The sequence below is a fragment of the Legionella qingyii genome (assembly GCF_003184185.1).
On record NZ_QHJG01000057.1, the window covers coordinates 1 to 14,297 of the forward strand.

Consider the following 14,297-nt stretch of genomic DNA (forward strand, 5'->3'; position numbering starts at 1 on the left):
AAATCTATTCCTAAATGAGCACGACACCCGACCAGAAATACGTTCCCGCCTTCGCGGAAACAGTTTTTCCTTAACTTAATAGCAGTGGGGTTAAGGATGAGCGCTCTACCGCGCTACATCCATTGTCTGATTTGATTTTCCACTTCCAACGCTAAAGCATGATGAGCCATATCTGTGGGATGAACTGAATCTGCAAAAAGGTAATTATTTGAAGTTTGTTGACATAATATAGCTATTGGAGAAGTACATACAGGATCGGTTACATTCTGAAATAAAAATGATACCCCGCTTATGACAGTCGGCTCCCCTGCTTTTGCATTACTGATTATGTTATCCAAAGCGGTATAAGTATCAAAATATAAAATTTTGACTTTAGACCGTTTGGCAGCCAATTTTTGATTTAACAGCGAATTAAACATAAAACTAAGATTTTTTATTTTTCCTGGTAGCAATGGATCCCCGATTGCTACTGCCAGTTGGTTTATGAATGGAGTAGCACCAATATTAGGCTGAGATAAGATCACGAATTGTTTAGCGCCTCGAGCACTAAGAACATCAATCTGTTGAACAATCTGAGTTGTGGTCACGTCAATCAATTGCATGAACGCGATTGGATTAAGCTGTTCAGAAATTCCATAAAGCATATCGTTCGCACCTGACCAAATAAAGTACACCGCATTAGAATCCAATTTTTTGGGTGCGGTAGACAAGTAATTTTGGACCTGGCGCTGAAGAGATGGAGCCCAATAAAAGTCTATGCCTGGTTCAGCTACAGTCCTACTTCCTCCACAAGCAAAATTAAACCCATTGGGTAGTGGTACTATCGGAGGCGCAGGCGGTTTAGAGGGGTCAATAAAAATAGGAGTTGAATTATTGGTCATCTTGTCATCTATGGTGGGAAATAGAGTACCTGCAGGCAGAAGTGGCGTCCCCATGATGTCATGCGCTATATATTGAGCCCAAGTGTATCCATTAAAGGTTGTAAACGTAGGTGCTTTATCAGGCATACCATTGATGAGTGTAAACACATTATTAAAACCACTATCTGTTAAGCTATCGCCAAAAAAGTAAACTTTGGTAATTTTATTAAGTGGAATAGCTTGAGCGACATGGGGCAGCATACAGCAGAAAGAAAACATACTCATCAACACAACTAATTGTGTTTTGGCATGTAATATCATTTTTCTTATTTTTGTTAACATTAAATTATCTCCTTATAATGACTTAGCAGCTGTATCGTAATCCCAGCGATACAATATTCTCTGTACCTTTATAGTCGGCACTTACTTGATTGACTTCTAATGGCGCTGCCAGACCAGGAATACCTTCATTGGCTTGGGCAATGTTCACTGATTGCTTACGAATAAAAATATGCGAGTAAGCACCATCAACTGAGAAATGGTTGTTTATAAAATAGCTCAATCCAAAATTTAACCAATATTGATCGGACTCAGGAATAAGTGGAGTACGATTTTGTAAATCGATTGGGGTTTGGTTATACGCAAATCCTCCACGTAAAGTCAGGGAAGAATTGTAACGGTAATCAGCGCCAAGAGAGCCGAAAAAGGTGTTATGCCATTTCATTGGTACAATATAAAAGGTCTCATAACCATCTGGAGTTGAAACAACAAGATCACCTAAATAATCCCAGAAATTAACCTGAGCTGTTGCCTTTAGCGTCCACTCATTAATATCCCGAGCAACACCAATAGTTAATACCCCAGGGGTCTTAAAATTATTACTCACAGCAGTTTCACTGTTGAATAAGAAGGTAGTTGCAGGCGAAGGCAATATATCACCAATAATCGTATATTGTTCCCCATGACCACTCAGATTTGTGGAGATTTCCGAGCGGTAACTCACCCCAAAACGAGTAAATTGGTCCCACTGAAATAAGGCGCCAAGGGTATAACCATAACCCCACCCATCACTCTTTAAATGCGTAGGTTCTGTGGCTGCAATGAATAGATCAATGGGAGGAACACCCGTATTAACCCCATCAAAATGCGAAAAAATCGTTTTTAAATATTGCGCTTGAAAGCCAACACCTAACGACAATTTCTCATTAACTTGATATGCGAGGGTGGGATTAATATCAACAGAATTAATCTCACTTTTGACTGTTGCATAACGTAATACAGAATCTTCAGAATATTTATTATATAAATAAAACGGTTCTACAACGGCTAACCCAAGGGTTAACTTATCGAGAGGTGTGCGCCAACCAATGTAACCTTGGGGAATAAAAACTGCGTTGCTGATGTTATGTTGGGAAGCACTCCCTTGAACAGGACCGGCAATATTTGATGGTGGCATACCCGGAACATAAAATGTATGAAAAGCTTCTCCATTAATCATACTGATTTGGGGGATAAACTCACTTGCACCAACGTAAATCTGATTTTGCTGTAAAGTAGATAATGTTGCTGGATTGTTATACAAAGCTGAAACATCATTATTAGCCGCTGCAGAACCAGCCATTGCAGAACCTTGCAAGCTTGGGCTAGTCTCATTTAGCTGCAAACCAGCAGCAAATGCTGATAATCCCCCAAAAAATTGAGAAATTAAAACAGCCGCTGCAAACTCCTTATTGAATAAACGTGAATAACTCACCTTAGACTCCTTTCTTCATTTCACTACACTTCATGTTAAAATCCAGCAATACCTTGTCAGATTTGCAAAGAAAGTTCAAATCTATTTTTATTTTCTTATCAAAATTAAACCTAATTTTTGAGCTTATACCTAGGGATATTCTCGGGAAAAAAAGCCATAAGGTTTGGGATTGCTCCTTATATTTAAGCCGGTTAAGATAGATAGAACTTAAAAATCTAAGGGAATGGATCCATGAGTGATTTTTTTCAAACTCCGCCCCATTTGGGCAATCAATATGATGAAGATCGCGTTTTAAAAACTTATCTGGAATGGAAACTTCCCTCTTCCATGTTGATGGAAATTAAACCTGAATTGTATCGTCTTGGCCAGCGAGTCATTGAAGACATCTATAAATTAGGAGAGGAAGCTGAGTCCTTCCCACCCAAGCATATACCCTATGATCCCTGGGGTAAACGCATTGACCATATTGAAGTTTCCCAAGCATGGAAAGAGCTTGACAAAATCTCTGCGGAAGAACAATTAATTGCCATAGGATATGAACGACGACATGGCGCATTATCCCGCATCCATCAGTTTGCCAAATTGTATTTATTTCATCCCTCATCAGCAATCTATACTTGCCCTCTCGCAATGACTGATGGGGCTGCTCGAGCTTTAGAACTGTACGCAGATGATTCCTTGAAAAATCACGCCCTTCCCCATTTAACCTCTTCTGACCCAGATCATTTTTGGACCTCTGGGCAATGGATGACCGAACGCACAGGAGGTTCTGATGTGAGTGGCACATCAACCATTGCAAGACAGGATGGTTCTCATTATCGTCTCAATGGCGTTAAATGGTTTACTTCTGCCACAACATCACAAATTGCTATGACTCTTGCCCGTATTGAAGGAGCCCCCGAAGGTAGTAAAGGGTTGAGTCTGTTTTATCTTGAACTTCGAGATCAGATGGGCAAACTTAATGGCATACACATTAATCGATTAAAAGACAAATTAGGCACTCGCGCCCTTCCGACCGCTGAATTAACTCTGGAGGATGCTCCTGCGTTATTAGTTGGAAAAGCTGGAGATGGAGTAAAAAAAATATCATCCCTGTTTAATATTACACGCATTTACAATGCCTGTTGCGCGGTGGGTTACATGCGGCGAGCCCTTGCACTTGCTCGTGATTATGCTTCAAAACGTGTTGCTTTTGGCCGCACTCTGTCTAAGCATGTACTCCATCTGGAAACATTAGCAAACATGCAAGTCGAATTTACCGCCGCATTCCATCTGGTTTTTCATGCCATCGAGCTTTTAGGAAAAGATGAATTAAATGAAGCAACAGAAATGGAGCGTGCTGTACTGAGACTTTTAACTCCTCTGATAAAACTTTATACGGCAAAACAAGCAATCACCCTAATCAGCGAAGCCCTGGAAGCTTTTGGTGGGGCTGGTTATATTGAAGATACAGGACTTCCCCAATTATTAAGAAATGCACAAGTACTATCCATATGGGAAGGAACAACTAATATTCTCAGTCTTGATGCATTGCGCGCTATTCATAAAGAGAATGCAGCCGTGTTTTTTCTTGAGGACATGCAAAAGCGATTAAGTCATATTAACAATAAAGAACTCACTCACTCTCAAATAAAAGCACAACACGCCGTTCACAAACTGCAGAACTATATTCAATCCATGTCCCAGATGAGTGATGAAGAACAACAAACTGGAGCACGACAACTTGCATTTGCATTGGCACAAACCTACGCAGCGAGCTTATTATTAGAACATGCCCAATGGGCCCTGAATAACAATAAGGATGCCCTACCCGTAATGACTGCAACTCGTTGGTGCGAAAAAAGTCTACCTGAATTGGTACATTTTTCGGAAAATTATAGAAAGGAATCACAAATACTGGCGATGGACTATAACGGCTTTCACTAGATAACAAATACACGCTATTAGGATAAAAGATATTCCTGCTAATATAAAAAAAGCAGACGAATTATGGTCAAAAATAAAAGATAAAAACCCTTCTATTTAAGCTTATTTTTCGACAACTCATTGGATTCAAAGCACGTTAAAACCGTGCTTTTTTGTTACAAAGAACACTTGCATTTACCCCTAAAGGTCTTTATTGTTGATCTCCCACTAATAACTAATTTTATGAAAATTAAGGGAATTTATGAGAAAAATAGGGATCTTAGTTGGTTTTTTGTGTTTCTTAAATGATGGATTTGCCAAAACGCCAATTGTTGCTCCTCAACCCACTTCTTGTATTACAGGAAGCTTGAGCTCAACGGGTACAAAAAGCTGGCAAACAATTTCACTGAAATTAACTAACAATTGCAATCAAACTGTAGATTTTCAAAACTCTACAATAACGTTTTCTAATAGCAGCAATTTGAATACCTCATTTTGGGGAAATTTTTCGCCTTTATCCTATCCAGTCAATACATTACAAATTACGTCACAGCCCCAAAGTAACGGCACCTATTTATCTTCGCTCTCGTTACAATTCCCCACATACCCAGGTGCCAATAGCAAGCTGCCTAAAGGAAGTTTTTTTACAATTATTTATGGGGCGCCTACTGCAGATTACATAGCCAATAGTGTTCTTGTTTACTTAAATTCCCCAGTATCTACAGGTAATATTAATTTAATTAATGCAACAACAAAACCTGCGAACGTATCGCCAAAACTATGCTTTAGTTAATTTAACTTTAAATGGACAAACTATAAGTACAGTCCAGGTTCCCTGGTCTGGTCAACAACTCATATCAGGTCTCTCTGCCGGAACTTATACCGTTTCACCAACCGCTGTTATGGATAGCAATGGAGTCGTGTATCAAGGCGTAGCAAATCCAACAAACTTAACCGTTTCAGCTGATACCACAGTTTCCTCTACTCTTACCTATACAGCATTGCCAACAACAGGAAACATCAATATCAAATTACCTGCATTGCCATCTCATTTATCAGGTTATACAGGCATACCTACTGTAACTTTAACTCGGATGGATAATCAAAGCGCCATCAATGCACAAGTACTTTGGAGCACAACGAATGTAATTAGTCAGTTGGCTAATGGAGTCAGTTATACTTTTTCTACTCCTGCGATCGCATACAATGGGTATAGTTGTACCCCAGTATTCACACCAACATCGGCTACTGCAGCAGTTTCTGCCCCAACAATACAACTTACCTATAACTGCATTCAAGTAGCTCAAGACAGTGTTCCAATTACAATAACAGGAGCCCCCTCCTCTCTTTCCTCCATTAATGTAACCTTTACTCCTAGTGGTAATGGTTCAGCTGTAAATGAAACAATTTTATTAAGTAATGGCACAGGAACGAGTAATGTAAACTTAACTGATGGGGTCGTTTACACAGTAAGTGCAACAGCAGTTAATGGTTATACAATTAGTTATTCTCCCCAGCCTTTAACCGCATCGTCTTCTGCTACAGAAACGATTACTTATACTCAAAGCACAACCACTGGCGGCAGAATTATAGGCTACTTACCAGGCTGGGTAACACCACCATCCGCTACTGCATTAGCTAATGCTGGTTATACCCATATTCTTGTTGCTTTTGGGGTATTTAGCACTACATCCCCAGGACAAATTACTTCGGCGTTCGATACTGTATCAACAAGTTACATTCAATCATTGCATAATGCAGGCATTAAGGTATTGCTCTCTTTAGGTGGTGCATCCTCAGGCATCCCCAATACCACAGTAAATTTTCATCAGGTATTGGCTGCTGCCTCTTCACCTGCAGCCTTCCAACAAACCTTCATTACTTCATTAGAAAATCTTGTCACTCAATATCATTTTGATGGATTTGATTTCGATATTGAAAGTGGGTTAAACGCAGGCGGAACGTTTACCAATCCTACAGGTGATATTGCCGTTTTAGCGAATATTATCAATACAATGCATACCAATCATCCTGATTTGCTTCTTACCTTAGCGCCGCAAACTGCTAATGTTGCTGCCACCTCAGGGTTTGATGCAACATGGGGGAACTATGCATCATTGGTGATGCAAACCCATCAATCTTTAGAATGGGTTGGTATTCAAATTTATAATGCAGGGTGTACCTTCGGCATTGACTTAATTTGTTATGATCCAAACAATACAAGTACTCCCAATGCTTCGGTAGCCATGGCAACTGATTTATTAGAAAATTGGCCTGCAGTCACCAGTTCAGGACAACAAACTGGATTCCAACCTTACATCAGTAATTTAACCCCATCTCAAGTAGTTCTTGGTTATCCTGCACCCAATGCATCAGGACAAAGTGATGGCTCACCGGCAGCAGTCATTAGTACAATCAAACGAGCCATACAATGTTTACGCACAGGGGTCGCCAGTTCATCAAGCTGTGATACCTATGTTCCACCACGAGCTTATCCAGGATTTGGTGGTGTTTTTGACTGGGAAGTAATTCATGATCAAAATAACAATTATCACTTTGCAACCAGTCTGGTAAACTGCGTCATTAATAATAATTGTAATTAATTCTAGCCTGGTGCAGCACAGCGGCATCGCCATTAAGTTAAGAATTTTTGTCATTCCCGCGAAAGCGGGAATCTATTCTTAAAGTAATACTGTTCCTCGTTAGAAATGAGTTCCCGTCCTCGCGGGCGCACCCAAGCTATTAGAGTAAACTATGGAAAAATCCGGACTGCTTTTAATCGCGATGGCATTTCTATTAGGCCTTCGTCATGGTTTTGATTTGGATCATCTAGCAACTATTGATTCAGTTACACGGATGGTCAGCTCACATCGAACTCTGGCAAAAATTGTAGGTTTTTTATTTTCTCTTGGACATGGTAGTGTAGTCATTTTAATCAGCTTAATTATTGGTAATGGAATAAAACCTATAATAGTTCCCCAATGGCTAGACGGAGTGGGAAACAGTATATCGATTACTTTTTTATTGATTTTTGGATTATTAAATCTTTGGAATGTGTTCCGCAGCCCATCCACCCCTCCTCTTCCAACCAGTTTAAAAAACTACTTAGCAAAGAAATTAATTCGGAATAACTTTAATCCTTTTTTTATCATCTTAATCGGAGCACTCTTTGCTCTGTCCTTTGATACAGTAAGCCAAGTTGTTTTATTTTCTCTTTCCGCACGAGCCATGGCTGGATGGTTATTTTCAGGAGTACTTGGGATCGTTTTTATGTTTGGGATGATGGTTTCTGATGGACTAAATGGTTTATTTGTTTCAACTTTGATCCAACGTGCTGATTCAGTATCTCTTTTATTCTCTCGCATGGCGGGTCTTATAATTGCATCATTTAGTTTGATTATTGGTATGATTAATTTAATCCAAATGTATAATTAGAAATTTAATATCAGGTCATATAATGCATGAATTGTGGCTGTGTAAAAGTATTCTTGAAATAATTAAGCAGAAAGCGGATACAACACAGTGTGCTCGTATAAAAAAAATAGTTTTAGAAATTGGCCAACTTGCTGCAGTTGAGAAGAATGCCCTGATTTTTGGTTTTACCGTAATTGCCAAAGGAACAGTAGCTGAAAACGCCGAACTTTACATCGTCGATATTCCTGGAGAAGCACTCTGCGAATCGTGTCAAAAGCGAATTCCCTTGCAACAGTATTACGATGCATGTCAGGCTTGTGGCAGTCATGCATTAAAGGTTATTCACGGTGAAGAATTACGAATCAAATCTATGGTGGTCGAATAATGTGTGGAATTTGTGGTTGTTCTGAAGAACAGAATGAAATGGAGCATCATGAACATCAGCATGGACATGAGCATGGACATCAACAAGAACATCATGTTCATGACGAACATCTGGTTCATGTGGAGCAAAATATTTTAGCTAAAAACCAACAATTTGCCCGCAACAATAAAAGTTTTTTAGCTAAAAAAAATATTTTAGCATTGAATATCATGTCAAGTCCGGGCTCAGGCAAAACGACCCTGTTGGCAAAAACCATTCTGGATTTAAAAGAGGAATTGGATATTGCAGTTGTAGTAGGGGATCAACAAACGCAGCACGATGCAGAACTCATTAAAGCCAGTGGCGGCAATGCCCTACAAATAAATACGGGAAAAGTATGTCATTTGGATGCACATATGGTGGGTCATGCATTAGAAGATCTTCCTCTGAAAGCAAACTCACTTTTATTTATCGAGAATATAGGTAACCTTGTTTGTCCTGCATTATTTGATTTAGGTGAGCAATTCAAAGTAGTTATTCTCTCCGTAACAGAAGGAGATAATAAGCCATTGAAATATCCTGATATGTTTCATTGTGCTGATCTCATGATCATCACCAAAATGGATTTGCTCCCTTATGTCAATTTTGATCTGGAGCAGTGCATAAAATACGCGCGTCAAATTAAACCCGGTATTGAAACTCTAACCCTTTCAACGAGCCATGGTAATGGTTTAAATGATTGGTATGAATGGCTAAGACAAAAACAAATAAATAACCGTGTTTAAACGAATCGAACGATTAAGAATAATCATTCAAGGACAGGTTCAGGGTGTTGGCTTTAGACCTTGTGTTTACCGGATCGCCAAACAACTTGATCTCACTGGATGGATCCAAAATAGTGCATCCGGTGTACTGATTGAAGTACAAGGGATTTTAGCCTGTAATTTTATTGCTTATTTACAAGAAAACTTACCTCCACTTGCTAAAGTAAATAATATTCAACAGGAAACCATCCCTTTACAAGCCAATGAAAAACTTTTTAAAATTATTGAAAGCCAAAATGGCAGAGTAAATACCATCATTACCCCTGATATCTGTATTTGCTCTGAATGTTTACAGGAACTCTTTGATCCTCAAAGCCGCTATTTCCATTATCCCTTTTTGAATTGTACGCACTGCGGTCCCCGATTTACCATCACTCGTAATCTTCCTTATGATCGCAATCAAACCTCAATGGATTTGTTCCCTTTATGCGACGATTGCCAGGCAGATTATAATAATCCTGAAAACCGACGCTATCATGCTCAACCTACTGCTTGTATCCATTGCGGCCCTCAACTTTCATGTTCTGTGGAAGAAATAGCACAAAGTATTGTGCAAGGCGAGATCATTGCCTTAAAAAGTTTAGGGGGTTATCAACTCATTTGTGATGCACGCAATGAAGCTGCAATAGCCAGGTTGCGGGCAAGAAAAAACCGCGATGCGAAACCTTTTGCGCTCATGGTGGTGAACAGTCTAAGCGCAAAACATCTTGTCACAATCAATCAACACGAACAAGATTTATTAGAAAGCGTTACCCGCCCTATTGTTTTACTCAAAAAAAATGATGCATTGAGGGAGTTCAATCCCCAAATTGCTCCGGGTTTAAACATTTTAGGAATCATGCTTCCATACACTCCATTGCATTATTTACTTTTTAATGCGCTTATTGGAAATGAGAGCGGTTATGAGTGGTTAAACACGTTTCAAGACATCACATTAGTAGTTACCAGCGCAAACTTAGGCGGTGAACCGCTTATAATTGAAGACCATCGTGCCGAGCAAGAACTCAATCATGTTGCAGATAAAATTGTCTCCTACAATCGTCAAATTGTGACTCGTGCAGATGATTCAGTAGTACGCCTAATGCATCATACTCCAGTATTTATTCGTCGCTCTCGAGGTTTTGTACCTAACCCAATCCAGCTCCCCTACGCAATTCCATCAACCTTGGCCGTAGGCGGACATCTAAAAAATACGTTTTGCATTACTCGCGGTAATGAAGCCTTTGTTTCCCAACATATTGGGAGTTTAAATAACAAAGCAACCATTGAATTTTTCCATGAGTCATTAAATCATTTGTTACGTTTTCTCGATGTAACACCAGAACGAATCGCTCATGACTTACATCCCGATTTTTACACGACCCACTTTGCCGAGCACTATGGAGTTCCTGCTTTTGCAATACAACATCACCATGCTCATTTGGCTTCAGTTATAGCAGAGCATGGCATCAAAAAATCAGTCCTAGGTTTAGCTCTTGATGGGTATGGATACGGCAACAATGGAGAAGCCTGGGGTGGTGAACTCTTTTTATTAGAAAATACAAGTTGTACTCGGATTGGAGCTTTTGTACCTCTCCTGCAACCAGGCGGAGAAAGTGCAGCTCGCGAACCCTGGAGAATGGCAGCAAGTGTTTTGCATCGTTTAGGACGCGGCAATGAAATTGCACAACGATTTTCTGAGTTTCCACAAGCACACTTGATTCAGCAAATGCTGGATAAAAAAATAAACAGCCCTCCCACAAGCAGTTGCGGCCGCTTGTTTGATGCAGCAAGTGCATTATTAGGAATCCAATTAATCTCGCATTACGAAGGACACGCCGCAATGCACTTAGAAAGTCTCGTGACCCAGGTACAAATCATCTCCAATGGGTGGCAAATAAAAGAGAATTGCTTTGATATGATGCCCACCCTCGAACTGCTGGCTAATTGTCCTGCTCCTATAACCGGAGCCAATCTTTTTCACGGGACACTGATTGCGGGTCTTGCAGAATGGATCAAGAAAACCTGTCGAGAAAGGAAAATTGATATGATAGTATTAAGCGGAGGCTGTTTTTTGAATCAAATATTAACCGAAGGATTAACTGCTGTACTAAATGAATCCGGTATCACCTCTTTTTTACCGCGTGCTCTTCCACCCAATGATGGAGGAATTTCCCTCGGACAAGCCTGGATTGCGGGGAATTTATAATTAATATACCAAGAACTCAGGCTGAAAGGGATAGCCAAATTTAATAAGAACAAAGGATAATTTATGTGTTTGGCGTTACCCGCACAAATTATACAAATTCTTGATGATGCCAAAGCGATAGTCAATATAGGTGGTATCACCAAAGAAATCTCCACTGAGTTATTAGATGAAATCGCATTGGGAGATTATGTGGTTATTCATGTTGGCTATGCGTTAACACGACTTGATGAACTCGAAGCACAAAAAACCCTGGATTTATTTGCTCAAATGGCCCAAGGTGCATCGGCATGAAATACATTGAAGATTTCAGAAATGGCAATTTTGCAAAAGTACTCGCCAAAGTAATTGCGACACAAGTTGATCCGAATCGACACTACCAGTTCATGGAGTTTTGTGGCGGTCATACCCATGCAATTCATCGTTATGGAATTCCGAGCTTATTGCCAAATAATGTAGAAATGATCCATGGCCCTGGATGCCCTGTCTGCGTATTGCCTATGGCTACAACGGATAAAGCAATGGCTTTGGCCGCATTACCTAATGTGATTCTCTGCAGCTATGCAGATATGTTGCGCGTTCCAGGTACGGGACAAAAAAATCTATTACATGCCAAAGCAACAGGCGCTGATGTACGAATGATTTATTCAGCAAGCGACGCATTAAGAATTGCTCAAGAAAACCCACAGAAAGAAATTGTATTTTTTGCTATTGGCTTTGAAACCACAACGCCACCAACAGCATTGGTTATCCGCCAAGCGGAACAACTAAAACTCAGTAATTTTAGTGTTTTTTGTAACCATGTATTAACACCAGTGCCTATGGATCACCTGCTGCAATCCAACGAAGTCAAACTCGATGGGTTTGTGGGTCCTGCTCATGTCAGTATTGTCATTGGCAGCCAGCCCTATGAAGCAGTATGCAAAAAATACAAAAAACCCATTGTGATTTCAGGCTTCGAACCTTTGGATGTACTGCATTCTATTTTAATGCTAATCCAGCAAATCAATGAGCAACGATGTGAGGTAGAAATTCAATATACACGGGCAGTTAATCGCTTGGGAAATCTTCTATCCCAACAAATTATGGATGACGTATTTGAATTACGCGATCAATTTGAATGGCGTGGCTTGGGATTTATTCCTCAAAGTGCTTTAAAAATCAGAGCCGAATATGCTGAGTTCGATGCAGAGAAACGTTTTGATATCCCTGATTTTACCTCTCAAGAGCACAAACAATGTATTTGCGGTGAGGTACTGCGTGGTGTAAAAAAACCAATAGAATGTAAATTATTTGCCAAAGCATGTGTCCCGGAAAATCCCTTAGGTTCCTGTATGGTGTCCTCTGAAGGCGCATGTGCTGCGGTATATGCTTATGGGCGGGTGAATGCATGATGACGCAAGCAGTATTATCCAAAAAAGTAAAAGCACCAAAACTTAATTTTAAAGAAGGCGTTATTAATTTAACTCATGGCAGCGGTGGACGCGCCATGGCTCAATTAATCGAGCAAATGTTTTTAGCTGCCTTTGATAACCACTGGCTAGCTGAAAGAAATGATCAGGCTTGTTTTTCAGTATCCGCAGGTCGAATGGTCATGACCACAGATGCGCATGTGATTTCACCGTTGTTCTTTCCAGGGGGTAATATTGGCTCCTTATCGGTTCATGGAACCGTGAATGACATTGTGATGTCGGGTGCAAAACCATTATACCTGTCTGCCAGTTTTATTTTAGAAGAAGGATTTCCTCTTGCTGATTTACAAAAAATTGTCAACTCGATGGCTGCTGCCGCACAACAAGCTCATATTCCCATTATTACCGGTGATACCAAAGTAGTCGAACGCGGCAAAGGAGATGGAGTGTTCATTACCACTACGGGAATTGGAGTAGTCCCTGAAGGCATCCATATCTCTGGTAACAGAGCGAAACCCGGTGATCGTGTCCTAGTCAGCGGACATATTGGCGATCATGGTGTTGCCATTATGGCTCATCGGAATAATTTACAATTTCAAACAACCATACAATCCGATACCGCTTCACTACATGATTTGGTGGCCCATATGATTGCTGTAGTACCCGACATTCATTGTTTGCGCGACCCTACTCGTGGAGGTCTCGCAACCACATTAAATGAATTTGCTTTGCAATCCAATGTTGGATTTATCATTGAAGAAAGCAAGATCCCAATTCGTACCGAGGTTGCCAGCGCATGCGAGTTGTTAGGACTTGATGCCCTCTATGTTGCCAATGAGGGAAAATTAGTAGCCATTTGTGCTCCCGACGATGCAAATAACTTATTAGCCGCAATGCGCGCCCACCCTTTGGGAGTTCATACGAAAATTATTGGTGAAGTGATTGAAGACCCACGACATTTTGTACAACTAAAAACAAAATTCGGGGGTATGAGAATTGTTGATTGGTTGGCAGGAGAGCAATTGCCAAGGATTTGTTGAAGTAAAACAAGTTTAATTAGGAACACTCATGGAAGAAAAACAATATTATGTCTATTTGTTGGCTAGCAAAAAGTATGGCACATTATACGTAGGGGTTACTAGCAATTTGGCACAACGAATATATCAGCATCAAGAAGGATTAGTCGAAGGATTCACAAAGAAATATAATGTCCACCAATTGGTTTATTATGAAATCCATTCAGATGTGTATGAAGCGATAACACGAGAGAAACAAATTAAGAAGTGGAATAGGCAATGGAAAATAAATCTAATTGAGCAAAATAACCCTCAATGGATAAATTTGGCCAAGGAATTATACTGATGAATGGATTCCCGCCTGCGCGGGAATGACAGAAACTCGAACTGTCATTCGAAGAGGCGGGATCTATCGGCTTAGTTACAATAAATATTGTCATTCACGCGAAGGCGGGAATCCATAGGATTAGTTACAATAAGTATTGTCATTCCCGCACAGGCGGGAATCCATAAGCTTAGTTACAATAAGTATTGTCATTCCCGCACAGGCGGGAATCCATAGGC

At 40.2% G+C, this 14,297-nt stretch carries 13 protein-coding genes; 11 read left to right on the forward strand and 2 right to left on the reverse strand.

What is annotated here, in order from left to right:
- Positions 1-113: 113 nt before the first annotated feature.
- Together DGG96_RS19795 and DGG96_RS19800 are read right to left on the reverse strand one after the other, a co-directional pair.
- Complete coding sequence (locus DGG96_RS19795) at positions 114-1,202, reverse strand: SGNH/GDSL hydrolase family protein (RefSeq protein ID WP_110144200.1); 1,089 nt, start codon at positions 1,200-1,202, stop codon at positions 114-116.
- Positions 1,203-1,224: 22 nt separating this feature from the next.
- Entirely contained in the window at positions 1,225-2,613 is a 1,389-nt protein-coding gene (locus DGG96_RS19800; RefSeq protein ID WP_110144201.1) for an OmpP1/FadL family transporter, read from the reverse strand.
- Positions 2,614-2,844: 231 nt separating this feature from the next.
- Here DGG96_RS19800 and DGG96_RS19805 point away from each other — a divergent pair, with 231 nt between their 5' ends.
- The 11 genes from DGG96_RS19805 to DGG96_RS19850 all read left to right on the forward strand — a co-directional run bounded on the left by DGG96_RS19805 (position 2,845) and on the right by DGG96_RS19850 (position 14,079).
- Positions 2,845-4,539 (forward strand): acyl-CoA dehydrogenase family protein, encoded by a 1,695-nt coding sequence (locus tag DGG96_RS19805; RefSeq protein ID WP_110144202.1) that lies wholly within the window; start codon positions 2,845-2,847, stop codon positions 4,537-4,539.
- A 241-nt stretch (positions 4,540-4,780) separates the two neighbouring features.
- On the forward strand, positions 4,781-5,311 hold the full coding sequence (locus tag DGG96_RS21275; RefSeq protein WP_240610478.1) for a hypothetical protein: 531 nt from the start codon (positions 4,781-4,783) through the stop codon (positions 5,309-5,311).
- Positions 5,262-7,121, forward strand: a complete 1,860-nt coding sequence (locus DGG96_RS19810; protein ID WP_240610479.1) for a glycosyl hydrolase family 18 protein — start codon at positions 5,262-5,264, stop codon at positions 7,119-7,121. The genes DGG96_RS21275 and DGG96_RS19810 overlap by 50 nt, the downstream gene beginning before the upstream one ends.
- A gap of 151 nt (positions 7,122-7,272) precedes the next feature.
- Positions 7,273-7,953, forward strand: coding sequence for a HoxN/HupN/NixA family nickel/cobalt transporter (locus DGG96_RS19815; protein WP_110144203.1), 681 nt, complete (start codon positions 7,273-7,275; stop codon positions 7,951-7,953).
- Between the two features lie 22 nt (positions 7,954-7,975).
- Positions 7,976-8,317 carry a hydrogenase maturation nickel metallochaperone HypA gene (hypA, locus tag DGG96_RS19820; RefSeq protein WP_110144204.1) on the forward strand — a complete coding sequence of 114 codons (342 nt, stop codon included), beginning with the start codon at positions 7,976-7,978 and terminating at the stop codon, positions 8,315-8,317.
- Positions 8,317-9,081 carry a hydrogenase nickel incorporation protein HypB gene (gene hypB, locus DGG96_RS19825; protein ID WP_110144205.1) on the forward strand — a complete coding sequence of 255 codons (765 nt, stop codon included), beginning with the start codon at positions 8,317-8,319 and terminating at the stop codon, positions 9,079-9,081. The genes hypA and hypB overlap by 1 nt, the downstream gene beginning before the upstream one ends.
- A gap of 4 nt (positions 9,082-9,085) precedes the next feature.
- The gene (gene hypF, locus DGG96_RS19830) at positions 9,086-11,308 is read left to right on the forward strand and encodes a carbamoyltransferase HypF (RefSeq protein WP_110144209.1); all 2,223 of its coding nucleotides are present in this window, start codon (positions 9,086-9,088) and stop codon (positions 11,306-11,308) included.
- A gap of 63 nt (positions 11,309-11,371) precedes the next feature.
- On the forward strand, positions 11,372-11,599 hold the full coding sequence (locus DGG96_RS19835) for a HypC/HybG/HupF family hydrogenase formation chaperone (protein ID WP_110144206.1): 228 nt from the start codon (positions 11,372-11,374) through the stop codon (positions 11,597-11,599).
- Positions 11,596-12,699: a hydrogenase formation protein HypD gene (gene hypD / locus DGG96_RS19840; protein WP_110144207.1), complete on the forward strand. Its 1,104-nt coding sequence runs from the start codon at positions 11,596-11,598 to the stop codon at positions 12,697-12,699. Before DGG96_RS19835 ends, hypD begins: the two co-directional genes overlap by 4 nt.
- On the forward strand, positions 12,696-13,757 hold the full coding sequence (hypE, locus tag DGG96_RS19845) for a hydrogenase expression/formation protein HypE (protein ID WP_407656307.1): 1,062 nt from the start codon (positions 12,696-12,698) through the stop codon (positions 13,755-13,757). Before hypD ends, hypE begins: the two co-directional genes overlap by 4 nt.
- A 28-nt stretch (positions 13,758-13,785) precedes the next feature.
- Complete coding sequence (locus tag DGG96_RS19850) at positions 13,786-14,079, forward strand: GIY-YIG nuclease family protein (protein ID WP_110144208.1); 294 nt, start codon at positions 13,786-13,788, stop codon at positions 14,077-14,079.
- The last annotated feature ends 218 nt before the right edge of the window (positions 14,080-14,297 follow it).